Source organism: Pseudomonas sp. JL27(2026), from assembly GCF_056933555.1.
The window spans coordinates 5,196,014-5,218,219 of the sequence record NZ_CM167794.1 but is presented as its reverse complement, the minus strand read 5'-3'; the positions used below and the strand labels follow the sequence as shown (position 1 = coordinate 5,218,219).

20 protein-coding genes are annotated in these 22,206 nt (G+C 60.6%); 6 read left to right on the top strand and 14 right to left on the bottom strand.

Going from position 1 to position 22,206, the window contains the following annotated elements; genetic code table 11:
- The first annotated feature begins 1 nt into the window (after position 1).
- Positions 2-1,645: a DUF2300 domain-containing protein gene (locus tag AC1Z1G_RS23795; RefSeq protein WP_483622750.1), complete on the top strand. Its 1,644-nt coding sequence runs from the start codon at positions 2-4 to the stop codon at positions 1,643-1,645.
- A 3-nt stretch (positions 1,646-1,648) separates the two neighbouring features.
- Positions 1,649-2,464: a YfaP family protein gene (locus tag AC1Z1G_RS23790; RefSeq protein WP_483622748.1), complete on the top strand. Its 816-nt coding sequence runs from the start codon at positions 1,649-1,651 to the stop codon at positions 2,462-2,464.
- A gap of 39 nt (positions 2,465-2,503) precedes the next feature.
- On the opposite strand, the gene AC1Z1G_RS23785 is transcribed toward AC1Z1G_RS23790, so the two are convergent.
- The 12 genes from AC1Z1G_RS23785 to exaC all read right to left on the bottom strand — a co-directional run bounded on the left by AC1Z1G_RS23785 (position 2,504) and on the right by exaC (position 14,804).
- Positions 2,504-2,953 (bottom strand): DUF3828 domain-containing protein, encoded by a 450-nt coding sequence (locus AC1Z1G_RS23785; RefSeq protein WP_483622746.1) that lies wholly within the window; start codon positions 2,951-2,953, stop codon positions 2,504-2,506.
- A 75-nt stretch (positions 2,954-3,028) separates the two neighbouring features.
- A complete protein-coding gene (locus AC1Z1G_RS23780; protein ID WP_483622744.1) occupies positions 3,029-4,222 on the bottom strand; it encodes a GGDEF domain-containing protein in 1,194 nt (397 codons plus the stop codon).
- Between the two features lie 203 nt (positions 4,223-4,425).
- Positions 4,426-4,764, bottom strand: a complete 339-nt coding sequence (locus AC1Z1G_RS23775) for a DUF7668 domain-containing protein (protein ID WP_483622742.1) — start codon at positions 4,762-4,764, stop codon at positions 4,426-4,428.
- Positions 4,765-5,193: 429 nt separating this feature from the next.
- The gene (locus tag AC1Z1G_RS23770) at positions 5,194-5,946 is read right to left on the bottom strand and encodes a S24 family peptidase (protein ID WP_483622741.1); all 753 of its coding nucleotides are present in this window, start codon (positions 5,944-5,946) and stop codon (positions 5,194-5,196) included.
- A gap of 223 nt (positions 5,947-6,169) precedes the next feature.
- Positions 6,170-6,697, bottom strand: coding sequence for an inorganic diphosphatase (gene ppa, locus AC1Z1G_RS23765; RefSeq protein WP_347902228.1), 528 nt, complete (start codon positions 6,695-6,697; stop codon positions 6,170-6,172).
- A gap of 112 nt (positions 6,698-6,809) precedes the next feature.
- Positions 6,810-7,622, bottom strand: coding sequence for a M90 family metallopeptidase (locus AC1Z1G_RS23760; protein WP_483622739.1), 813 nt, complete (start codon positions 7,620-7,622; stop codon positions 6,810-6,812).
- A gap of 6 nt (positions 7,623-7,628) precedes the next feature.
- Positions 7,629-8,285, bottom strand: a complete 657-nt coding sequence (locus tag AC1Z1G_RS23755) for a DedA family protein (protein WP_483622737.1) — start codon at positions 8,283-8,285, stop codon at positions 7,629-7,631.
- Between the two features lie 318 nt (positions 8,286-8,603).
- On the bottom strand, positions 8,604-9,065 hold the full coding sequence (locus tag AC1Z1G_RS23750; protein WP_483622735.1) for a GNAT family N-acetyltransferase: 462 nt from the start codon (positions 9,063-9,065) through the stop codon (positions 8,604-8,606).
- Between the two features lie 106 nt (positions 9,066-9,171).
- Positions 9,172-9,996 (bottom strand): ethanolamine ammonia-lyase subunit EutC, encoded by an 825-nt coding sequence (eutC, locus tag AC1Z1G_RS23745; protein WP_483622734.1) that lies wholly within the window; start codon positions 9,994-9,996, stop codon positions 9,172-9,174.
- Between the two features lie 11 nt (positions 9,997-10,007).
- Positions 10,008-11,402 (bottom strand): ethanolamine ammonia-lyase subunit EutB, encoded by a 1,395-nt coding sequence (locus AC1Z1G_RS23740; RefSeq protein WP_483622732.1) that lies wholly within the window; start codon positions 11,400-11,402, stop codon positions 10,008-10,010.
- 201 nt (positions 11,403-11,603) lie between these two features.
- Positions 11,604-12,974, bottom strand: coding sequence for an ethanolamine permease (gene eat / locus AC1Z1G_RS23735; RefSeq protein WP_483622731.1), 1,371 nt, complete (start codon positions 12,972-12,974; stop codon positions 11,604-11,606).
- A 309-nt stretch (positions 12,975-13,283) separates the two neighbouring features.
- Positions 13,284-14,804 (bottom strand): acetaldehyde dehydrogenase ExaC, encoded by a 1,521-nt coding sequence (exaC, locus tag AC1Z1G_RS23730; protein ID WP_483622729.1) that lies wholly within the window; start codon positions 14,802-14,804, stop codon positions 13,284-13,286.
- A gap of 428 nt (positions 14,805-15,232) precedes the next feature.
- Here exaC and AC1Z1G_RS23725 point away from each other — a divergent pair, with 428 nt between their 5' ends.
- From AC1Z1G_RS23725 to AC1Z1G_RS23710, 4 genes are all read left to right on the top strand, one after another.
- The gene (locus AC1Z1G_RS23725; protein WP_483622727.1) at positions 15,233-17,149 is read left to right on the top strand and encodes a sigma-54-dependent Fis family transcriptional regulator; all 1,917 of its coding nucleotides are present in this window, start codon (positions 15,233-15,235) and stop codon (positions 17,147-17,149) included.
- A gap of 186 nt (positions 17,150-17,335) precedes the next feature.
- Positions 17,336-18,685, top strand: coding sequence for a UDP-N-acetylmuramate:L-alanyl-gamma-D-glutamyl-meso-diaminopimelate ligase (mpl, locus tag AC1Z1G_RS23720; protein ID WP_483622725.1), 1,350 nt, complete (start codon positions 17,336-17,338; stop codon positions 18,683-18,685).
- The gene (ubiX, locus tag AC1Z1G_RS23715) at positions 18,682-19,314 is read left to right on the top strand and encodes a flavin prenyltransferase UbiX (RefSeq protein ID WP_483622723.1); all 633 of its coding nucleotides are present in this window, start codon (positions 18,682-18,684) and stop codon (positions 19,312-19,314) included. Before mpl ends, ubiX begins: the two co-directional genes overlap by 4 nt.
- Entirely contained in the window at positions 19,307-19,591 is a 285-nt protein-coding gene (locus AC1Z1G_RS23710) for a YceK/YidQ family lipoprotein (protein ID WP_483622721.1), read from the top strand. The genes ubiX and AC1Z1G_RS23710 overlap by 8 nt, the downstream gene beginning before the upstream one ends.
- 55 nt (positions 19,592-19,646) lie before the next feature.
- Here AC1Z1G_RS23710 and AC1Z1G_RS23705 read toward each other — a convergent pair whose 3' ends face one another.
- Together AC1Z1G_RS23705 and AC1Z1G_RS23700 are read right to left on the bottom strand one after the other, a co-directional pair.
- Entirely contained in the window at positions 19,647-20,288 is a 642-nt protein-coding gene (locus tag AC1Z1G_RS23705; protein ID WP_483622719.1) for an oxidoreductase, read from the bottom strand.
- 28 nt (positions 20,289-20,316) lie between these two features.
- Positions 20,317-22,035 carry a C13 family peptidase gene (locus tag AC1Z1G_RS23700; RefSeq protein WP_483622717.1) on the bottom strand — a complete coding sequence of 573 codons (1,719 nt, stop codon included), beginning with the start codon at positions 22,033-22,035 and terminating at the stop codon, positions 20,317-20,319.
- Positions 22,036-22,206 lie beyond the last annotated feature (171 nt).

The following is a 22,206-nucleotide window of genomic DNA, read 5'->3' as shown; positions in this document are numbered from 1 at the left end:
CATGACGTGGCGTTTGGGCTGCCTGCTGTTGTGTCTACTCCCTGCGCTGGCAACCGCGCAGGGCGAACCGCTGCGGCTGGCCTGGAAAACCGGGCAGGCCGCCGAACTGGTGCACCTGAGCAAAACCCGGGTGCAGGAACGTGAGCCATTGCCGGCCAGCCTCCAGGCCCCGTTGGGCAGTCTGTGGAAACTGTTCGTCTACGCCTGGCTGGTCGACACTGCCAGCAACGAACCGGCCTACGAGTGCCGTGGCCAGTCCCGCGAAGAAGTCTATTGCTGCACGCCGGGCGCCAGCATCGCCCGGGATCAGGCACTGGTGCGTTCCTGCGGTTTGTACTTCGACCCGCAACGGCTGCAATTGCAGGCACCGGTCTGGCGAGCTTACTGGCAGGCCCGACAGGCGCCGGCATGGTTGCAGGACCTCAACCAACTTCAGCCTGAAACCCGAGTGTCGGTGACGGAACTGCTGCAAACACTCGCCACCTTACCGGCTCAGCAACAGGCGCGCCGGGTGTTGCTCGACGTGGTGCTGAACGCAGCGGACGGCACGGTGGTCGGTGCGTTGGGCGGGCGTCTGCGGGTCAAAACCTGGAGCTGGCTGGCCGATCAGGACGCTAGGTCGCGCCAGGGCGGGTTTGCCGGTTGGCTGACGGACGGCACGCCGATCTGGGTTGGCGGGCGGGGCACCAGTCAGCGGGTACTGAAGGATTACGCCAGCGTTCTCGCAAGCTTTCTGCCGGCCACCTGGCCGGTGGAGGCCGGACGCTGTGTCGAGGTCAGCCTGTTTTCGCGTTATCCGGTGCAACGGGTGACTCAGGATGGCCGGCCAGCGGCGGCGGGGGCTTTGCAGGGGGATTACCGGGTCGAGTTCGCCAATGGCAACCAGCTCGATATCCACAGCGGCGGCGAAGTCTTTCTCCAGCAGGACGCGTCTGCGCCCCGACTGATCGCCCGACTGGACCGTGAGGAGTACGTGGCGCGGGTGCTGCAACGCGAGGCCAGCAGCAAACCGGCAGAAGCCGCCAAGGCACTGGCCGTGGCGATCCGCACCTACTTGTTACAGAACGCCGGACGCAGTGGCGAGTGCCTGAGCATCGACGACAGCAGCAGCCGTCAACGGGTGGCGCCACGTCCGGCCACCGCCGAATCGCGCAGCATCGCCGCCTGGACCAGCGACATCGTGCTGGCCGGGACACCGGTCACCTATCACTCCGATCAGGCGGCGCCAGACAAACTGTCGTGGCAACAAGCCGTCGAGCAGGCCAGCGCCGGGCAGCGTTACGACGCCATCCTGCTGCACGCTTATCCACGTGCAAGTTTGAGCCGTTGGGACAACCCGGTCGCGTCCTGCGTGCCGTTGCCCGCCGCGCAGGAGTGGCTGCAAAACCAGCGTCGCCGCTGGCGCCAACCGCTGGAAAGCGAAGTCGGCTACAACGAAGTCAGCCAGTTCGCGGTCTGTCGTCTGGGCTTCGGTCGACCTTATGTCGACCGCGAGCGTCAGCGCATCTACGTGCGTGGCGTGCTCTCGCTGCAAGACCGCCTCGACCTGACCCATGAATACCTGCACCTGGCCTTTGAAGCCCATCCCAATGGCCAGGATGAAACCTACATCGAAGGGCTTGCCCGTCACCTTTTACTGGAATAGGCCATGAAATTCCGTTATCCACAGGTCATCCTGTTCCTCTGCGGCGTGCTGACACTGCCAGCTGTGATCGCCGAGAGCAGCATTCAGCTCGACACCCCCAAGGGTGGCTGGCGCAGCGGCGCCGTCGAGGGCGATGGCGAGTATTTCCAGCAGACCGTCAACTACCCGGCCTCCTCGGTCAATACGCGGCCAGGCCAAGCAAACACGGCGCGCATCATGGGCGAGATCAAAGGCGCACCCAAAAACGCCAATGAGCCGGGAAAACTCGTCGTCAACGGCGTCAGCATGCCGCTGAAAATCGATGCCAGCGGTCGCTTCGACCGGCCGTTCTCTTTCCCCAGCGGCAGCAACAGCGTCGAAGTGCGCAGCGCCGACGGCCAGCAACGCAAGCGCGTGCAGTTCCTCAACAGTAGCGGTGGCGCAACCCCGGCCAAGCTGCGGGTGTTGTTGTCCTGGGACAGCGACAACACCGACCTCGACTTGCACCTGGTCACGCCCGACGGCGCCCACATTTGGTACGGCGACCGCACGGCACCCAACGGCGCAGCGCTGGACGTCGACGTCACCACCGGCTACGGCCCGGAAATCTTCGCCATGCCGGCGCCGATCAAAGGCCAGTACCTGATTTACGTGAATTACTTCGGCGGCGGCTATCGCAGCGACGAGGAGGGTCAGGAAGATGCGGTGCAACCGCTGACCACGGCACAAATCACCCTCATCACCGAAGAGGGCACGCCGAACGAAAAAATGGAGTCATTCCTGGTGCCGATGCGTGCGGTCGGCGAGCTGACGCTGGTCAAGGCGTTCAGCTATCCGTGACGGGGCGAGGCTCCCGGCTCAAGGGCGGGGAGCCTGTGATCAGTTGTTCTGGTCGGCTGGGGCTTGAACGTCGTCGATCTTCCAGCAGGTTTTGTCTTTCACCAGCCGCACCTCCAGCCGCTGCGTCGTCTCGGGCGTGTTGCCCAGCGTCACACGTTCCCTGGCCGATGTGCCCTGTATGGCTGGCTCGCTGACCGCGATGTGGGAAACCCATTCGTCCATGTAATCCTGAGCCTTGATGAAATAGTCCTCATCAAGCCCATCCGGGCTGGCCATCTGCTTGTTGATCGACTGGATCAGCGCCTGCGACACGTACTGTTTCATCTGTGGCACGTCATCGGTCAGCGGATTCTTGTCCTGGCTGACACTCATGAGATACCAGGTGTAAAACGCTTCCGCTGTCTGCCTGGGCGAACTGGCGCACTCGGCCAATGCCAACGAAGTGTGCAATGAAGCGACGGCCAACAGAGGCAACAGCAGCTTTTTCATGGTTGTGTCCCTACAGATGAAAGTTGAATCGGCACTTTACCTGTTGCGGTTGGGCGTGAGGTGATGCCGGCGTCATCATCCAGCGCTAACGCCCATTGCTGGCCCAGGGAATCGGCTCATTCTGGGTAGCGTCTCGACACGGTTACGGCCGTTATCCTTGGCGTCGTACAGTGCTTCATCAGCCTGCGAGAGCAGATGAGAAAGCTCGTCACCCGACTCGTGGGTGGTCACGACACCGATGCTGACGCTGAGCAGTCCCGGCTCCAGCAGGGGCAGTTGCGCAAACGCCTGGCGAATACGCTCGGCCACGTCTACGGCGGTATGTTCGTCGGCGTTCATCAGCAGACAGGCAAACTCTTCGCCGCCTATGCGCCCCAGCAGATCCTGCGGACGCAAACTGTCCCCCACGACCTGGCTGAAGGCGATCAGGGCTTGGTCCCCCATTTGATGGCCGAAGGTATCGTTCAGGCGCTTGAAGTGATCCAGATCGCACAACAAAAGGGCGACGGGTTCGCCCCGGCGTTTGCCATCAACCAGCATCTGCTCCCCGTGAAACATGAAGGCGCGACGGTTGCCGATGCCTGTCAGCGGGTCGCAAAAGGCTGCGGCCTTGAACTTGAGTTCGGCCCGCTCCTTGACCATTGCCAACGTCACATAGGCGATCCCGATGACGTACAGCATGGACTCGAACAGCATGAAGGAGAAAAAACACACACCCGGACCGCTTCCCTGCAGTGCTTCATCCATGGAAAAGCCCTGATCGCTGATACTCCGTGCTCCATAGAAACCGGTATGCAACAAGGTCAGTATCAATGCCGGCATGTAAGCAACTTCGAGGTGATTGCGACTACGCCAAAACTCCAGAGCGGTCAGTAGCCCATAGCCGACGGCTAGCACGGAGTACACGGATACTCGCGCCGGTGTCGATTCATGGAAAGCCGGAATCAGGCACAAAACCAACCAAATGCCTGCACCTGCGAAGATTCCCGGTACAGAGGGTGAACGGCCGACGAATACGCGCATGGCGGTCCAGTTCATCGCGGCACTCAGTAACAGGACAACGTTGGCGAGTACCACCGGGATGACGTCGTACACCTTGCCACGCAAGCCGATGAGTACCACGCCCAGCGCGGCAAGCAACATCATGGCGCCCAAATAGGCCAACGGTCGTTCACGTGTTTCGCGAAGCCAGGCGTGCCCGGTCAACAAGCCCATCAGACAAAACACGAAGACCGAGACTGTCAGCAGGGTCGGGATGTGAAGCACCATTTCCTTGGCTCCCGTTGAGCGCAATACCGGCACCAGCCCAGAGAAGAGGATCCGGATAAAAGATGAGGCTTTTGTAAGGGGCTGGATTTAGCACTTAAGCGAGATGACTGGCAAGCTCTCGACCAGGGCGAGCCGTGGTTTGGAGCGGCATCAAACGTTGCTAACCTGCTTCCCCGCCTTCGAGGCGCTTGCGCCGCAGGGTTTCACAGAACATGAAGATCAGTCATTTGAAGCTTTGCTTTGGCTTCTTCATATATCAACTCAAGGGAAAGAGTCAGGTCGCTCATTCCTTCTTCCTCTGTCCACAGTGGAACGTGGAGCGCTATGCCAGAGCCATCCTTGTACTTATAAGTATCTATTTTCTCTACGAAAGAAGCTGGAGGTAATACTACTGTATTACCGTACTCAGAGATTCTTGCCTCAATATCCGGTCTGTTGAGTCTGCCATACCAGCTTTTGGCGGAAATTTTATCGAAGTCGCCATTAACGAGTGCCTCAATCAGATCAATTATTTCTTGCTCGAGACGCTTATCAATTTTCATTTTCGTCTGTTTCCTGACATGCGAGTCGAAGTCTGCGATTAAACATAGATAGCTCTTGAAGTGCTCGTCAGCATTTCTGATCAAGGCTTCGCATCAGACACCAGCGGACAGGGGAGCGCCTGAAACGCCTGTGATAGCTAGGCTATCAGGCAGGTGGATTCTCGGACGGGATAGGATTATTTCAGGCATTAAAAAGCCGGCTTGTGGCCGGCTTCTCGGGGACTGGCTTGGTTTATTTTTGGTAAACCGTACCAGCCTTCAAAACGTACACCCGGATCTTGCGTCCGGCTGTGGGACTTGGCGAGAAAGTCATCTGCCTTGTCGGGGCGATCTGACCGGCGCTGGGCGGGTTGATGCCAATGTGGGGCGCAGCATACTGATTTTTCACGGGAATGCCCAGTGGGAAGTGCAGAGTAGAGCGTTGTGGTCTCAGTTGAACGGCACTGGCGGTCGGCGTTTGTTGAGGGTGGACCACCAGAAGACCCAGCCCAGAATCTGGATGTTCTGACGCTGGATCTGTTCGGCGCTGAACAGTTCGTCGGGGTATTCGGCGCTGTTGTGGCTGCGCAGGCGCAGGGCGTTGCCGGGCATGCGGTGCAGGTACTTCACGCGCAGCATGCCGTCGTGTTCCAGGGCGTAGATCTCGCCGTCGACGACCTGGGTCAGGCTGCGGTCGAGGGCGATGATCGAGCCGTCGTCGATTTTCTCCGACATGCTGTTGCCGATCATTGGTACGCAGATGGCCTGGTTGGGATCGACTTCCAGGCTTTCCATGTGCCGTCGCGGCAGGCGAATGGATTGGCCGGGGACTTCGATCACGTGGGTCTGGGTGGCTCCCGGGTTGATCGGGGTTTCCTTGTACAACGGGAGCTCGACATCGGCCGAATGCAGGTCGACGGTGTAGATGCCTTTGACTTCCGCGGCTTCAAACACTTGGCCCGGGTAGTTCAGGGCGTACAACGGGCTTGTGTGCTTCGGGCCTTCGCCGGTACTCAGCCATTTGCTGGTGACCGACAATAACCCGGCAATTTCTTCCATTCGGTAATCCGGCACACCGCGGTGATACCAGTTGTTGACGTGCTGCGGATCGACGTTGCAGAACGTGGCAAATTCCGAAGGTTTGATGCCCACCTCTTTGAGCAACGCCCTGAAGCGCGGGCCGCATGTCTTTTTCTTTTTCATGAGCACGGAGTCTACTGACGAGTGCCGGGCGTTTAAATAAACAACTGGTTCAATTTTCGCGGGAAGTTTTTGTGATGGGCGGAGGCAGTTGCGAGGGTATTTAAACGCGGATAAACGTTTTACGGATTGCTCAATAAACAATGTGTTTATTGATGTTGCCCAGACATAAAAAAACCCCGGTCAAACCGGGGTTTCTTGAAGCGTGCAGCTAAAAGCTTGCAGCTCAGCCTTTATAGGCAGCAACCGACTTCATGATCTCGGCGCGAGCGGCTTCTGCACCGGCCCAGCCTTCAATCTTCACCCATTTGCCTTTTTCGAGGTCTTTGTAGTTCGCGAAGAAGTGCTCGATCTGCTGAATCAGCAGCGGTGGCAGGTCGGTGTATTCCTTCACGTCCACGTACAGCTGGGACAGCTTGTCGTGTGGGACTGCGATGACTTTGGCATCGCCGCCGCCGTCGTCGGTCATGTTCAGGATGCCGACCGGACGGGCGCGGATAACCGAACCTGGAGCAACCGGGTAAGGGGTTACAACCAGCACGTCCAGCGGGTCGCCGTCGTCGGCCAGGGTGTTGGGGATGAAGCCGTAGTTGGCCGGGTAGAACATTGGGGTGGCCATGAAACGGTCAACGAACAGGCAATCGCTGTCTTTGTCGATTTCGTATTTGATCGGCGCGTGGTTGGCCGGAATCTCGATCGCGACGTAGATGTCGTTCGGCAGGTCTTTGCCAGCCGGAATCTTGCTGTAGCTCATTGGGCGGTGCCCCCGTAAGTTGGCCAAATGACTTGGCCGGATTGACCAAAAAGTGGCGGCGATTATAGGCATATTCTGCCGTCGATGCCACGTACCAAGGGTCGTACAGACCTTAGTCGTGTTCGCGATAAGCCGGGTGTTCGGCTTGCAGTTGCCGCAGGCGACTCAGTGGGTCCTGACGGTAAAACAGCGTCAGTTGCCGGTAGACCTGTGGATAAGTGTCGTGCAGCAAATCCGGGGCGCTGAAGAAGTATTCACTGGTCACGGCGAAGAATTCCGCCGGGTTTTCCGCGGCGTAAGGGTCAATTGCTGTTTCGGCGTCCGGGTTGTGGTCCAACTGCCGGTTCAGGTCGTCGTAGGCCTGTTGCATCACGTGTGCCCAGTCACTGACGCGCATGTCGCTGTGCAACGGTGGCAAGCCATTGGCGTCGCCGTTGAGCATGTCGAGTTTGTGCGCCAGTTCGTGGATCACCAGGTTGTAGCCTTCCCAGCCACCACTGGCCATCACGCCGGGCCATGCGAGGATGATCGGCCCCTGTTGCCAGGCTTCGCCGCTGTGCTCGCCGTCCCATTCATGCTCGACACCGCTGGCATCGCGATGGCGCTGCGGGCTGAGAAAGTCGTCGGGGTAGAGCACGATTTCGTGAAAACCCTGATACCAGTTCAGATCGCCCAGGTGCAGCAGTGGCAATTGGGCTTGCGCGGCCAGCAACAGGCGTTGCTCCTGGTGCAGTTCAACGCCGGGCAGGCAGGTCAGGTGTTTGTCTTGCAGGAAGAGCACGGCGGTTTCGCGCAGCCACTGCTCCTCGGCGTCCGTCAGGCCGTCGAGGAAGCTCAGTTGCTGGCGCACCCGCTGCCAGGTGTCATCGGCGACAGGGTGCCTGGCCAGTGTGCGACGGCGCCGCCAGGCCTTCAGGGGCCACATGGTCGATCAGCGCGATTCGGCTTTGGAGCTCGCGTTGGCCAGTCGGTTGCGGACTACACCAATGATCATCGGTACCAACGACAGCAGGATGATGCCTATCACCAGCAGCGACAGGTTTTTCTTGATGAACGGCACGTTGCCGAAGAAGTAGCCCAGGGTCACCAGGCCGCCGACCCACAGGATGGTGCCGAAGACACTGAAGCCAAAGAAGCGTGCGTAAGGCATTTTTGCCACGCCGGCGACGAAAGGCGCAAAGGTCCGGATGATGGGCAGGAAGCGCGCCAGAGTCACGGTCTTGCCACCATGTTTGTCGTAGAAATCATGGGTTTGTTGCAGGTAATCGCGGCGGAAGATCTTCGAGTTCGGGTTGCTGAACAACTTCTCGCCGGCCGTTCGTCCCACCACGTAGTTGGTGCTATCGCCCAGAATCGCCGCGAGCATCAGCAAACCGCCCAGCAGCACAGGGTCCATGCCGCCGCCCGCGGCGACTGCGCCGGCGATGAACAACAGCGAGTCACCCGGCAGGAACGGCATGACCACCAACCCGGTTTCACAAAAGATCACCAGGAACAGGATCGCGTAGATCCACGGCCCGTAATTGGTTACCAGCATGTCGAGGTAGACGTCGAGATGCAGAATCAGGTCGATCGGGTTGAAATCCATGCTTGGCACCTGTGGTGATGGCCTGGCTCGGCAGGCCTGTGCGATGACGTCAGAGTAGAAGGCTACACGCAGGTGTAGGTTTTCTTACGGTCCGAAAAGATCGGCATTATACGGACCAGGAGGTGAAAAGCGTGTCGAGTTTGTAGCGGGGGATGTCGAGGGGAACGCTTCGGCGCTTGCCCTGTTTGTCCTCGAAGGACTGTAGACCCATTGGCGGATTTCGCGCGACAGGTCGTGCGCTCAGGGTTTTGAGGCGCGCAGCCTTCCAGCGGGGGGCAACCCCCCTCGCCGCAGAAGCCCATCTCGCTGGGAGGCGCCTTACAACTCGTTGCTGATCGGCAAGATGTAGTTCTTGAACTCGGTGTCTTCGCGAAAACCGATGGATTCGTAGGTTTTGCGCGCCACCTCGTTGTCGACGCTGGTGGACACGCGCATGCGAACGGCCTGGGTTTCCTTGGCCATTTTTTTTGCGGTGCGCATCAGGTTGTCGGCGACCAGTTGCCGGCGGGCGTCTTCGGCGACATAGATGTCGTTGAGGATCCACACGCGTTTGAGCGACAACGACGAAAAGCTTGGGTACAGCTGGCAAAAGCCCAGCAGTTTATTGTCGTCGTCATCGGGCAAGGCCAGATAGATCACAGATTCCTTGCGTCGCAGGCGCTTTTCCAGAAAGGCCCGGGACGAGTCGGGGTAGGGCAGCGCGCCATAAAATTCGCGGTATTTAACGAACAATGGCGTCAACAGATCCAGGTGCTCGAGGGTTGCTTGAGTAATCCGCATGCTAGGCCTCAACTTCCAGTGGGTATGACGGCAATGGGTCCATTACTCGGGCAGCCGTTCGTCGATGCTGCCCCAAAGCGTAGCCAATGCGCAATCAGGTAACGGCTCAGGCATCCGGCGGACTTAGCAGGAAATTGCCCTTCATATCGCCTCCAGTATCTGTCTCCAGTGTCTGAATTTGCGCTTCATCCTTCAAGTTGACCCCGGACAACTGCCGCCGACAGGCCTCGCGCATCAAGTACAGCAAGCGGTGCGCGGCCATGCCGTAGCTCAGCCCTTCGAGCCGCACGTTGGAGATGCAGTTGCGATAGGCGTCCGTCAGGCCGACCTTTGGATTATAGGTGAAATACAAACCGAGGCTGTCTGGAGAGCTGAGTCCAGGGCGTTCGCCGATCAGGATTACCACCATTTTGGCGCCCAGCAGCTCACCGATTTCGTCCGCCACCGCGACCCGGCCCTGTTCTACCAGAATCACGGGTGACAGCGACCAGCCTTCGGCTTCGGTTTGTTCTTCCATGCGCGCCAGGAACGGCAAGGTGTGTCGATGAACGGCCAGCGCCGACAGGCCATCGGCCACCACCACCGCCAGATCGACCCCGCCGGGATGGGCATGGGCGTATTCACGCAGCGTTTGCGCCGAGGCATCGCTCAGCTTGCGCCCCAGGTCCGGGCGTTGCAGGTAGCTGTGGCGATCAGTGGCCGCGCTGTGCAACAGCAGGCTGGCACGCCCGCGTTCGGCCAGTTGAGCGTTCAGCCCGACGTGATCGAATGGCAGGTGCACCGCATCGCGGGCCTGGGCGTGGGCGTACTGAAAATCCAGCTGTGCGCCGGTTGGCAGGCTGGTGCCGGTGCGGCCCAGCGCAATGCGCGCCGGGGTCAGCTTGCGCAGTTCCAGCCAAGGGTTTTGCGGGTCGAGGGGTGGTTTATCCATCAGCAGATCACTCATCCCAGTTGCGCCAGGGCCTGACGGAAGGCCGGTGGCAGGTTGTTGCCGAAGTGCACCTTGCCGTCACCTTGGGTGAAGATGCCCATTTTGGCCAGCCATTGCTCGAACTCCGGTGCCGGTTTCAGGCCCAGGGTCTGGCGGGCGTAGAGCGCGTCGTGGAACGAGGTGGTCTGGTAGTTGAGCATGATGTCGTCGGAGCCAGGGATGCCCATGATGAAGTTGATTCCGGCCACGCCCAGCAGCGTCAGCAGGGTGTCCATGTCGTCCTGGTCGGCCTCGGCGTGGTTGGTGTAACAGATGTCGCAGCCCATGGGCACGCCGAGCAATTTGCCGCAGAAATGGTCTTCGAGCCCGGCGCGGATGATCTGTTTGCCGTTGTAGAGGTATTCCGGACCGATGAAGCCGACCACGGTGTTCACCAGAAACGGCTTGAAGTGCCGCGCCACGGCGTAAGCGCGGGTCTCACAGGTTTGCTGGTCGATGCCGAAGTGGGCGTTGGCCGACAGGGCGCTGCCCTGGCCGGTTTCGAAATACATTAGGTTTTGCCCCAGCGTGCCGCGATTGAGGCTCAGGCCGGCCTCGTAGCCTTCTTTGAGTACGCTCAGGCTGATGCCGAAACTGGCGTTGGCGGCTTCGGTACCGGCGATGGACTGGAACACCAGGTCCAGCGGCACGCCACGGTTGATTGCTTCAATGGAGGTGGTGACGTGGGTCAGCACGCAGGCCTGTGTCGGGATTTCGTAGCGCTGGATCACCGCATCGAGCATGTCCAGCATGGCGCAGATCGAGGCGATGCTGTCGGTGGCCGGGTTGATGCCGATCATCGCGTCGCCGTTGCCGTAGAGCAGGCCGTCGAGAATGCTCGCGGCGATGCCGGCCGGCTCGTCGGTGGGGTGGTTGGGTTGCAGGCGTGTCGACAGGCGACCGCGCAGGCCGAGGGTGCCGCGAAATTTTGTCACCACGCGGATTTTCTGGGCCACCAGCACCAGGTCCTGCACGCGCATGATTTTCGACACGGCGGCGGCCATTTCCGGGGTCAGGCCGGGGGCCAGCGCCCGCAGGCTCTGCTCGTCGGCGGCATCGCTGAGCAACCAGTCGCGAAAGCCGCCGACGGTGAGGTGGCTGACGGTCGCAAAGGCTCTGGCGTCGTGGGTGTCGATGATCAGCCGGGTGACTTCGTCGGATTCGTACGGAATCAGCACTTCTTGCAGGAAATGTTTGAGCGGGATGTCAGCCAGCGCCATTTGCGCGGCAACCCGCTCGCCGTCGTTCAGCGCCGCGACCCCGGCCAGGAAATCCCCGGAACGTGCCGGGCTGGCCTTGGCCATGACGTCCTTGAGGTCGTCGAAACGGTAGGTCTGGGCGCCGACGGTATGGGAAAATGCAGCCATGGGCGGTGTCCTCCTGGTTCTATAAGTGACTTAAATACACCGCTGACCCCCTGTGGGAGCGGGCTTGCTCGCGAAGACGGACTAACATTCACCTCTGATGTCGACTGACAGTCCGCTTTCGCGAGCAAGCCCGCTCCCACATTGGATTGGCGTGCACTTCAATAAGGCCGGCACCGGGTGATTTGCCCGGCACCGGTGCACTCAGATACCTGTGAGCATAGCGTCCGCCGGTGCGTCGGAACGCTGTTTGGCAGTCAGTTGGAAGTAGATGAAGCCTGCCGCCATGAAGCCGAGGAAGATCAGCCCGATCAGGGTGTTGAACCAGGCCATCGCCACCAGGCAGACCACCGCCAGGAACAGCGCAATGCCCGGCACGATCGGATACCCCGGCGCGCGGAAGGTGCGTTCCAGCAGTGGCTCGGTTTTGCGCAGCTTGAACAGGCTGAGCATGCTGATGATGTACATCACGATGGCACCGAACACCGACATGGTGATCATCGCCGCGGTCAGGGTCATGCCTTGCAGGTTGACCAGGCCGTCGCTGTAGATCGCCGCGATGCCGATCACGCCGCCCGCCAGGATCGCCCGGTGCGGGGTCTGGAAGCGCGACAGTTTGGCCAGGCCACGGGGCAGGTAACCGGCGCGGGCGAGGGCGAAGAACTGCCGTGAGTAGCCAAGAATGATCCCGTGGAAGCTTGCCACCAGGCCGAACAGACCGATCCACACCAGCATGTGCATCCAGCTGGAGTTATTGCCGACCACGGCTTTCATCGCCTGTGGCAGCGGGTCGTTGATGTTTGCCAGTTGACGCCAGTCGCCCACGCCACCGGCCATGACCATCACGCCAATCGCCAGGAACACCAAGGTCAGGATGCCGCTGACATAGGCCCGTGGAATGGTGCGTTTCGGGTCCTTGGCTTCTTCGGCGGCCATGGCCGCGCCTTCAATGGCGAGGAAGAACCAGATGGCGAACGGAATGGCAGCAAAGATGCCGGGGATCGAGGCAATCGTGAACTCATTGGCGCCGGACCAACCGTTAAGCACGAAGTTGCTGAAGCTGAAGCCCGGCGCAACCACACCCATGAACACCAGCAACTCGGCCACTGCCAGCACGGTCACCACCAGTTCGAAGGTCGCGGCAATGCTGACACCGAGGATGTTCAGGCCCATGAACACAAAATAGGCACCGACCGCAGCGATTTTCGGGTCCAGTTCCGGGTATTGCACGTTGAGGTAGGCGCCGATGGCCATGGCGATGGCCGGTGGCGCGAAGACGAACTCGATCAACGTGGCGATCCCTGCGATCAGTCCGCCTTTCTCGCCAAAGGCCCGACGGCTGTAGGCAAAAGGCCCACCTGCGTGGGGAATGGCGGTGGTCAACTCGGTGAAACTGAAGATGAAGCAGGTGTACATCGTCGCCACCATCAACGCGGTGACGAGAAAACCCAGGGTGCCTGCGGTGCCCCAGCCGTAACTCCAGCCGAAGTACTCGCCGGAGATCACCAGGCCGACGGCAATGCCCCACAGGTGCAGGGTGCCGAGTGTGGGTTTGAGCGTGGTTGTTGTAGTCATAAGTCCTCTCTGTCTTTTTTATTGTTTGAACTGTTGGACTTTCGGGGGTGGTTGTCGGGTTGATGAATGCTGTTCACGCAGCGGCTGTTGTGTCGAAAATCCTGAATCACGGGTACGCAAAGCCCGTGCCAGAGCGGCCAGGCAATGTGTGGTGTATCAGTTAAGGCGCCTTCGCGAGCAAGCCCGCTCCCACAGTGGACTTGCGTCAGCCCACGCAGGTGGGTTCACCACAAACCCCCTGTGGGAGCGGGCTTGCTCGCGAAAGCGGTTGAAAGGGCGACACAGGAATACCTGTATCGCCCTCGGTTTCTAGAAGAAGCCCAACGGATTGATGTCGTAGCTCACCAGCAGGTTTTTAGTCTGCTGATAATGATCAAGCATCATTTTGTGGGTTTCACGGCCGACGCCGGACTTCTTGTACCCGCCGAACGCGGCGTGAGCCGGGTACAGGTGGTAGCAGTTGGTCCACACGCGACCGGCCTTGATCGCCCGGCCCATGCGGTAGGCGCGGTTGATGTCGCGGGTCCAGAGGCCGGCTCCGAGGCCGAACTCGGTGTCGTTGGCAATGGCCAGGGCTTCGGCTTCGTCCTTGAAGGTGGTGATGCTCACCACGGGGCCGAAGATTTCCTCCTGGAACACGCGCATTTTGTTGGTGCCCTTGAGCAGGGTCGGCTGGATGTAATACCCGGTCGCCAGGCTGCCTTCGAGTTTTTCCACCTTGCCGCCGGTCAGCAGTTCGGCGCCTTCGCCCTTGGCGATTTCCAGGTACGAAAGGATTTTGTCGAATTGCTGCTCGGACGCCTGTGCGCCGACCATGGTGTCGGTGTCCAGCGGGTCGCCACGCTTGATTTGCAGGACTTTGTTCATGACCACTTTCATGAAGTCGTCGTAGATCGACTCTTGCACCAGGGCCCGCGATGGGCAGGTGCAGACTTCGCCCTGGTTGAAGAACGCCAGCACCAGGCCTTCGGCGGCTTTTTCGATGAAGGTCGGTTCGGCCTGCATGATGTCGGCGAAGAAGATGTTCGGCGACTTGCCGCCCAGTTCCACGGTGGACGGAATGATGTTTTCGGCGGCGCATTTCATGATGTGCGAGCCGACCGGGGTCGAGCCGGTGAAGGCGATCTTGGCGATGCGTTTGCTGGTGGCCAGGGCTTCGCCGGCTTCTTTGCCGAACCCTTGCACCACGTTCAACACGCCGGGCGGCAGCAGGTCGCCGATCAGCTCCATCAGCACGGTAATGCCCAGCGGGGTTTGCTCGGCAGGCTTGAGTACCACGCAGTTACCGGCGGCCAGGGCCGGGGCGAGTTTCCAGGCGGCCATCAGGATCGGGAAGTTCCACGGGATGATCTGCCCGACCACGCCCAGCGGTTCGTGAATGTGGTAGGCAACCGTATTGCCATCGATTTCGGCGGCACTGCCTTCCTGGGCGCGAATGCAGCCTGCGAAGTAACGGAAATGGTCAGCGGCCAGCGGAATGTCGGCGTTGAGGGTTTCACGTACGGCTTTGCCGTTGTCCCAGGACTCGGTGATTGCCAGCAGTTCCAGGTTTTGTTCGATGCGGTCGGCGATTTTCAGCAGCACCAGCGAGCGCGCCTGAGCAGAAGTGCTGCCCCAGGCATCGGCAGCGGCGTGGGCAGCGTCCAGGGCTTTGTCGATGTCTTCGGCCGTGGAGCGTGGGAATTCGGCAATCGGTTGGCCATTTACTGGCGAGGTATTGGTGAAGTACTGACCTTTGACAGGCGCGACGAACTCGCCGCCGATGTAGTTACCGTATTTGCTCTTGAACGAGACGATAGCGCCTTCAGTACCGGGGTGAGCGTAACGCATGATGAATGTCTCCTTGGCTTTTGTGCTTATAAGGGAGTACGCGCAGTAAGCGCTTGTATAAGCGTAGAGCAAAGGTCGGGCCAGTGCTGTGCAGGTCAGTTAAATCAAGGGGTTATAGGTTTTCTGCGGTGACTGAAAATGTACCCTGTGACGGATGCGATACACGCGCCGTGACACTTTGTACCGCTTGTGGCACAGCCTGTGACCGGGCGGTCTTGCCAGCATTGCAATGCGCTCGGTGCTGGAGGATGCTGGGCGTTCTGTGGCGAGGGAGCTTGCTCGCGCTGGGTTGCGAAGCAGCCCCAAGATGTCCGCCGATTATGGTTTTTGGCGAGCGCTTCGCACTCGAACGGGAGCAAGCTACTTCGCCACAAGATGTGTTCAGCCCTTGATGGGACCAGCACAGCTCTCGGGGAGAATAATAAGAAATGCACAACACCCATTTAAGCCGCCACGCCCAGCAAGTGCTGACCGTGACCCAAGGCAAATCCCGCCTTCAGGGACCTGGCAGCGATCCGTCCATCGCCCGTTCCTGGTTGCGCTGCCTTGAGGATTATCACCTCGACCCGACCCTGACCATGGCGCCGACCGTCCTTGAACACGGTCGGGTGCTGGAAAGCCGCGAGCGCTTGCAGCAAGTGCTGCACATTGCCGGCAATGAGATGACCAGCCTGCATCAACAACTCTCCGGCGCCGGTCATGCGGTGCTGCTGACCGACGCTCGCGGCGTGATCCTCAACTGCGTCACCGCGCCGGCCGAACGCAAGATCTTCGAGCGTGCCGGCCTCTGGCTCGGCGCTGACTGGAGCGAGGCCTGTGAAGGCACCAACGGCATCGGCACCTGCCTGGTGGAGCGTCAGTCGCTGACGATCCATCAGGACGAACATTTTCGCGGCCGTCACACCGGGCTGACCTGCTCGGCGAGCCCGGTGTTCGATCCGCACGGTGAGCTGCTGGCGGTGCTCGACGTGTCGTCGGCGCGCCACGATGTCTCGCGCCAGAGCCAGTTTCACACCATGGCGCTGGTCAACCTCTCGGCGAAGATGATCGAGAGCTGCTATTTCCTGCGCTACTTCGACAACCAATGGCTGTTGCGCTTTCACTTGCAGGCCGAATCGGTCGGGCTGTTCAGCGAAGGGCTGCTGGCGTTCGACGGGGAAGGGCGGATCAGTGCGGTCAACCAAAGCGCGTTGAACCTGCTGGGGCATATTCGTGGCGGGTTGCTGGGCAAACCGGTCGAGGCGTTTTTCGATTGCTCGCTGGATGAACTGCTCGGCCGGGCCAGCGTGAATGCCAGCGCCAGTTGGCCGTTGCGCACCCGCGACGGGCGGGTCTTGTTTGCGTTATTGCGCGGGCAGCCGCGCAGCGTGCCGACGCCGGTGGTGCACGCACAGGTGATTGCCGAGCGCCCACGCTTGTTGGGTATTTGCCTGGGCGATGAAGGCTTGCAGAACGATTTTCGCAAAGCCTTGCGGGTCTTCGAGCGTGATGTGCCGCTGTTGATCAATGGCGAAACCGGTTCGGGCAAAGAGGCTTTTGCCAAAGCGGTGCATCAGGCCAGCCAGCGGGCCGACAAAGCGTTTGTTGCGCTCAACTGCGCCGCGATTCCGGAAAGCCTGATCGAGAGCGAACTGTTCGGTTATCGCGGCGGCAGTTTCACCGGTGCCCGCAAGGAAGGCATGCGCGGTAAGTTGCAGCAGGCCGATGGCGGGACGTTGTTCCTCGACGAAATCGGCGACATGCCGCTGGCCTTGCAAACCCGGCTATTAAGGGTGCTGGAGGATCGGCTGGTAGTGCCCATCGGCGGTGAGCCGCAAGCGGTCAACGTGCGGATCATCAGCGCCACCCACCGTGACTTGCTTGACCGGGTGCAGGACGGCAGTTTCCGCGAAGACTTGTACTACCGGCTCAACGGTCTGGAGATCGGTTTGCCGGCGTTGCGCGAGCGCAGCGACAAATCCCAGTTGCTGGACTTTTTGCTGGCTGAAGAGTCGGGCGGGGAGGCGGTGATGATCGAGGCGACGGCGCGTCAGGCACTGCTGGATTTCGCCTGGCCGGGCAACGTGCGGCAATTGCGCAACGTATTGCGAACCCTGGCGGCGCTGTGTGAAGACGGACGAGTCGGGGTTGAGGATCTGCCGGTGATGATTCGCCAGGGCCGGCCGGTTCAGGCCTTGGCGCCTGTGGATGAAGTGTCGGAGCATCCGCTGGACGATGCCGAGCGCCTGGCATTGCTCAATGCACTTGAGCAGCAGCGCTGGCACATGACCCATACCGCCGAGCAACTGGGCGTCAGCCGCAACACCCTTTATAGAAAGCTGCGCAAGCATGGGATTGCCCGTTGAACCGTGTTGCGGTCATTCGCGAGCAAGCCCGCTCCCACAGGGGATCGGCGTTGTTCACATAATGTGTACTCACTGAAGATCCAATGTGGGAGCGGGCTTGCTCGCGAAGGCGTCCGGAAGGCCGAAACACAAGGTGCGATTTTTCCCACCCTACGCTAACCTGCCTCGATGTTTAAGAGGTTGACTATGCACATTCATATTCTGGGTATTTGTGGCACTTTCATGGGCTCGATGGCAGTTCTGGCCAAAGAGCTGGGCCATCGCGTGACGGGCTCCGACGCCAACGTTTATCCACCGATGAGCACTCAGTTGCAGGCCCAGGGCATTGAGTTGACCCAAGGTTACGATCCCGCCCAGCTTGATCCTGCGCCCGACCTGGTGGTGATCGGCAATGCCATGTCCCGTGGTAACCCGGCCGTTGAGTACGTGCTGAACAAAGGCCTGCCTTACGTTTCCGGCCCGCAATGGCTGGCCGACCACGTGCTGCAAGGTCGCTGGGTGTTGGCAGTTGCCGGTACTCACGGCAAGACCACCACCAGCAGCATGCTCGCCTGGGTGCTGGAACACGCCGGCATGGCGCCGGGTTTCCTGATCGGTGGCGTGCCGCAGAATTTCTCGGTGTCGGCGCGTCTGGGCGACACCCCGTTCTTCGTGATCGAAGCCGATGAGTACGACAGCGCCTTCTTCGACAAGCGCTCGAAGTTCGTTCACTACCGTCCGCGCACCGCGATCCTCAACAACCTTGAGTTCGACCACGCCGACATCTTCCCCGACTTGCCGGCCATCGAGCGGCAGTTCCACCATTTGGTGCGGACCATCCCGAGCGAAGGCCTGGTGATCCATCCGACCACCGAACCGGCCTTGCAGCGCGTGATTGAAATGGGCTGCTGGACCCCGGTGCAAACCACCGGCAACGGCGGTCAGTGGCAGGTCAAGCTGCTCAGTGAAGACGGCTCGCGATTTGAAGTGATGTTCGAAGGCGTTGTCCAGGGTGTGGTCGAGTGGGACATGACTGGCCAGCACAACGTGGCCAACGCTTTGGCCACATTGGCGGCGGCGCGCCACGTTGGTGTGGTGCCGGCCATGGGTATCGCCGCGTTGAGCGCGTTCAAAAGCGTGAAGCGGCGGATGGAAGTCGTGGCGCAGGTCAACGGCATCACCATTTATGATGACTTCGCCCACCACCCGACCGCCATTGCCACCACCCTCGACGGCTTGCGCAAGCGCATCGGCGATGCGCCGTTGATCGCGATCATCGAGCCGCGCTCCAACTCGATGAAGCTCGGCGCACACCGTGACGGCTTGCCGGAAAGTGTGGTCGATGCCGATCAGGTGATCTGGTACGCACCGGCCAATCTGGGTTGGGATCTGGCTGCAACCGCTGCGCTGTGCACAGTGCCGTCGGTGGTCAGCGATTCGCTGGACGGCATCATCGAACGTGTCAAAAGCCAGGTCCAACCCGGCACTCACGTGGTGATCATGAGCAATGGCGGCTTCGGCGGCCTGCACGGCAAACTGGCCGAGGCGCTGCAATGAACAACGGCCCGGACCGCATCACGCTGGCGATGACCGGCGCATCCGGCGCCCAGTACGGTTTGCGCCTGCTGGACTGTCTGGTGCGTGAAGACCGCGAAGTGCACTTCCTGATTTCCAAGGCTGCGCAATTGGTGATGGCCACCGAGACGGACGTTTCGCTGCCGCCCAAGACCCAGATGATGCAGGCCTTCCTCACCGAATACACCGGGGCTGCCGCTGGGCAGATTCGTGTGTATGGCAAGGAAGACTGGATGTCGCCCGTGGCTTCGGGCTCCGGTTCGCCGGCTGCGATGGTGGTGGTGCCGTGTTCCACCGGGACCTTGTCGGCGATTGCCACAGGCGCCTGCAACAACCTGATCGAACGCGCCGCCGACGTCGCGTTGAAAGAGCGGCGGCAGTTGATTCTGGTGCCGCGTGAAGCGCCGTACTCAAGCATCCATCTGGAAAACATGCTCAAGCTGTCGAACATGGGCGTGACGATTCTGCCGGCCTCACCGGGGTTCTATCACCAGCCGCAGACCATCGATGATCTGGTGGACTTTGTGGTGGCGCGGATTCTCAACCTGCTCAACATCCCGCAAGACATGCTGCCGCGCTGGGGTGAACATCACCTGAGCAGTGATGAATAAATTGCTGTGCCTGGCGCTCGCCCTGCAACTGGGCGGGTGCGCCACGGCACGCACCCTCAATGCCGCCAAACCGGGCGCGCCGGTGGTGTATTCGGGCATGCGTCTTGATCTGTATGCACTGGACGGTGGTTGCTGCGCCAAGGACCGCTTTGGCGCCGAGGCACCGGGTTACCCTGGCCTAGACCTGCCAGCCAGCGCACTGCTCGACACATTGCTGTTGCCGTTGTCAGTGCTGACGGTGTTGGGGGTTGGGTTCCAGGCGACGGGTGGGTTGTAGCGTTCGGCTTTGAATCGGGCTTGCTCGCGAAGGCGTCCATTCAAGCGCCGCAGAATTACTTGCCTAACTTGCGCAACTCGTCCGACTCGACAATCCGCACGCCGTCCTGTTCTTCCAGCGCCAGGCGCCACATGGCGCGGGCCAGTTGGCAGGCTTCGATACCGCGGTACTTGCCGGGAATCAGTCTGGACAGCGGCCCGACCACTTGCTCGGCCAGGCGAGGTTCAAGGCGATCGCCGAGTAACAGGGAAGGGCGGCAAATGGTCAGCTGCGGCCAGCCCTGAGCCTTGAGCGCTTGCTCCATTTCCCCTTTTACGCGGTTGTAGAACACCGAGGATTTAGGGTCGGCACCAATGGCGCTGATCACGATCAGGTGCCGCGCACCCATCTCGCGAGCGCGTTTGGCGAAGGCCACCACCATGTCCAGGTCGACCGCGCGGAAGGCCTGTTCGGAGCCGGCCTGTTTGATCGTGGTGCCCAGGCAGCAATAGGCGATATCGACCCGGCCACTGAGTTGTGGAAGAAACACGGTGGGGTCGCCGACCGGGTTTTCCAGGTGCGGGTGTTCGGCTAACGGACGGCGTGAAGGCGCCAGCACGCGGCTGATGGTGGGTTCATTGAGCAGGCGGTCGAGCAGGTGTTCACCGGTTAATCCGGTCGCTCCGGCGAGCAGGATGTGCTGAGGCGTCAAGTACATAATATTTTCCCCTTGATACTGTTTCAGCTTAGTTGCTCTTTGCTTCCTTGCTGGCAATCGCGGCACTTTGCAGGGCCTTTTGCGCTTGCTGTTTGCGCAGCAGTTGCCAGTGGGCAATGACGGTTTTCGGTGCCCAGATCTGCGGCTCGGAGGCTTCGAAGCTGTCTGCCAGTTCGCGCTCGGCAACGGTGACCTTGGCCTGGTTGAAGGCCTGTTGCAGGTCGTCGGTCTGGTTCAGTGCCTGGGCGAACAACGCATCGCCGAAGTACGTGAAATCAGCCTCTTCCGAACAGCCAAAGGACACTCGGTCGGCTCGCGAGGCCGTCATGATCAGGGTGTGTTCGTCCTTGAGTGCGGGAATGAAACCGCCGGAGTAACAGGCCGAGATCACGATGATCTTGTCGCGATTCTTCAATGGCGCGAGGACGCTGGCCAGTTCATCGGCTGGCAGGTCGGCCAGCTCCATGCGCGGCTGGTCGAGCACCAGTTCATGCTCGCTGGTGCCGTGGCTGGTCAGGTAGATGAACAGCAAGTCTTCCGGACCGCTGCGTTCGGCCAGCGTCAGGGCGGCGCGGCGCAGGTTCTCGCGGGTGGCCATCGGCCGGTCGACGAGATGGTCGCGATGGTTGACCAGGCGGATCTGGCCACGGGCGCCGAAACGGCTGGCGAGCATGTTGCTGACGTAATCGGACTCGCGCAGGAAAACGCTTTGCTTGCCATCGCCACCCAACGTCAGGGTGTACAACTCGACGGCTGGCGTGGAGGCCGGCACTGCGGCCAGGGCTTGTTCGACCAGGCGGCCCTGCGCCAGCAACCCGAGTTCAAGGCTGTCGGGCAGCAACCTGCCGTCGGCATCGCGCACGCGCTGGCCGTTAGCCCAGTAGCCGCTCTGTACTGTGCCGTCGACGAGCACCAGCGTGCCCTGGCCCTGATAGCTGTCGCTGTCGAACTGGCCGATGTAGAAACTGCCGTCCGGCAGATTCAGGCGGCCGGGGCCGGTAAAGCGCCAGTCGCTGAATTGGCCGGTGTAATGGCTGCTGTCGGCACCGATCAACTCGCCCTTGCCGTTCAGCGCACCGTCCTTGAACTGGCCGATCCAGACGTCGCCATCGGCGTTCTCGTAGCGGCCCTTGCCGTTCAGTTGGTTCTGTTTGAAGCCGCCGACGTAGATGTCGCCGTCAGCACTGTTGAACGTGCCGTTGCCTTCCAGCTGACCGTCGACAAAATGCCCGGTGAACTGATTGCCGTTGCCATCACTGCGCTGGCCTTCGCCGTTGGGTTTGCCCTGGGCGAACTGGCCTTGATACTGGCTGCCGTCTTCAAGTTCGAGACGGCCAAGCCCTGAATATTGATCGGCCTTGAACTCGCCACGGTACGTCATGGCGTTTTCTTTAAGGGTGCCTTCACCGTCACGCCGCCCGAGCTTGAAGCCGCCGGTGTAGCTGCTGCCGGTGGTGGTCAATGTGCCCTGGCCATGGAACAGCCCTTGCTGGAATTCCCCCCGATAGACCTCGCCGTTGCTGCCATGCCATTCACCCTGGCCGTGCCACTGGCCCTTGTCGAACTGCCCGGCGTACCAACTGCCGTTCGGGTAGTCGATGCGACCCTGGCCCTGTAACAGCCCATTGACCAGATCGCCGCGATAACGGCCGCCATCGGGCAGGCGTGCGTCAGGCGGCAACAGCGATTCGCCATCACCGCACGCGGTGAGCAACAGGGTCAGAGCAAGGGGTACAAGTGAGCGCATAGCGGGATCCGGGCAATTAGGCGACCGAGTATGCCGCAGCAAGATGGCTTGTATATAGAGACGCGCGAAACAGCGTGAGCTCAGCCCCCATAAAAAACTACTACGCTCAGAAATACTGCGTTGAAAAAAGGTTCGGACTGCTCATTTACAACACGTAAACTGCGCGTCCTC

Excerpts from the sequence above, each read along its gene's own strand:
- AC1Z1G_RS23780 (WP_483622744.1), bottom strand. The coding sequence starts at position 4,222 with ATGGTGCTTCACATCCCGACCCTGCTGACAGTCTCGGTCTTCGTGTTT.
- ppa (WP_347902228.1), bottom strand. The coding sequence starts at position 6,697 with ATGAGCTACAGCAAGATTCCGGCTGGCAAAGACCTGCCGAACGACATC.
- AC1Z1G_RS23725 (WP_483622727.1), top strand. The coding sequence starts at position 15,233 with ATGCACAACACCCATTTAAGCCGCCACGCCCAGCAAGTGCTGACCGTG.
- AC1Z1G_RS23785 (WP_483622746.1), bottom strand. The coding sequence starts at position 2,953 with ATGAAAAAGCTGCTGTTGCCTCTGTTGGCCGTCGCTTCATTGCACACT.
- AC1Z1G_RS23750 (WP_483622735.1), bottom strand. The coding sequence starts at position 9,065 with ATGCGGATTACTCAAGCAACCCTCGAGCACCTGGATCTGTTGACGCCA.
- eat (WP_483622731.1), bottom strand. The coding sequence starts at position 12,974 with ATGACTACAACAACCACGCTCAAACCCACACTCGGCACCCTGCACCTG.
- mpl (WP_483622725.1), top strand. The coding sequence starts at position 17,336 with ATGCACATTCATATTCTGGGTATTTGTGGCACTTTCATGGGCTCGATG.
- eutC (WP_483622734.1), bottom strand. The coding sequence starts at position 9,996 with ATGGATAAACCACCCCTCGACCCGCAAAACCCTTGGCTGGAACTGCGC.
- ubiX (WP_483622723.1), top strand. The coding sequence starts at position 18,682 with ATGAACAACGGCCCGGACCGCATCACGCTGGCGATGACCGGCGCATCC.
- exaC (WP_483622729.1), bottom strand. The coding sequence starts at position 14,804 with ATGCGTTACGCTCACCCCGGTACTGAAGGCGCTATCGTCTCGTTCAAG.
- AC1Z1G_RS23700 (WP_483622717.1), bottom strand. The coding sequence starts at position 22,035 with ATGCGCTCACTTGTACCCCTTGCTCTGACCCTGTTGCTCACCGCGTGC.
- AC1Z1G_RS23740 (WP_483622732.1), bottom strand. The coding sequence starts at position 11,402 with ATGGCTGCATTTTCCCATACCGTCGGCGCCCAGACCTACCGTTTCGAC.
- AC1Z1G_RS23795 (WP_483622750.1), top strand. The coding sequence starts at position 2 with ATGACGTGGCGTTTGGGCTGCCTGCTGTTGTGTCTACTCCCTGCGCTG.
- AC1Z1G_RS23705 (WP_483622719.1), bottom strand. The coding sequence starts at position 20,288 with ATGTACTTGACGCCTCAGCACATCCTGCTCGCCGGAGCGACCGGATTA.
- AC1Z1G_RS23770 (WP_483622741.1), bottom strand. The coding sequence starts at position 5,946 with ATGAAAAAGAAAAAGACATGCGGCCCGCGCTTCAGGGCGTTGCTCAAA.
- AC1Z1G_RS23790 (WP_483622748.1), top strand. The coding sequence starts at position 1,649 with ATGAAATTCCGTTATCCACAGGTCATCCTGTTCCTCTGCGGCGTGCTG.
- AC1Z1G_RS23755 (WP_483622737.1), bottom strand. The coding sequence starts at position 8,285 with ATGGATTTCAACCCGATCGACCTGATTCTGCATCTCGACGTCTACCTC.
- AC1Z1G_RS23710 (WP_483622721.1), top strand. The coding sequence starts at position 19,307 with ATGAATAAATTGCTGTGCCTGGCGCTCGCCCTGCAACTGGGCGGGTGC.
- AC1Z1G_RS23775 (WP_483622742.1), bottom strand. The coding sequence starts at position 4,764 with ATGAAAATTGATAAGCGTCTCGAGCAAGAAATAATTGATCTGATTGAG.
- AC1Z1G_RS23760 (WP_483622739.1), bottom strand. The coding sequence starts at position 7,622 with ATGTGGCCCCTGAAGGCCTGGCGGCGCCGTCGCACACTGGCCAGGCAC.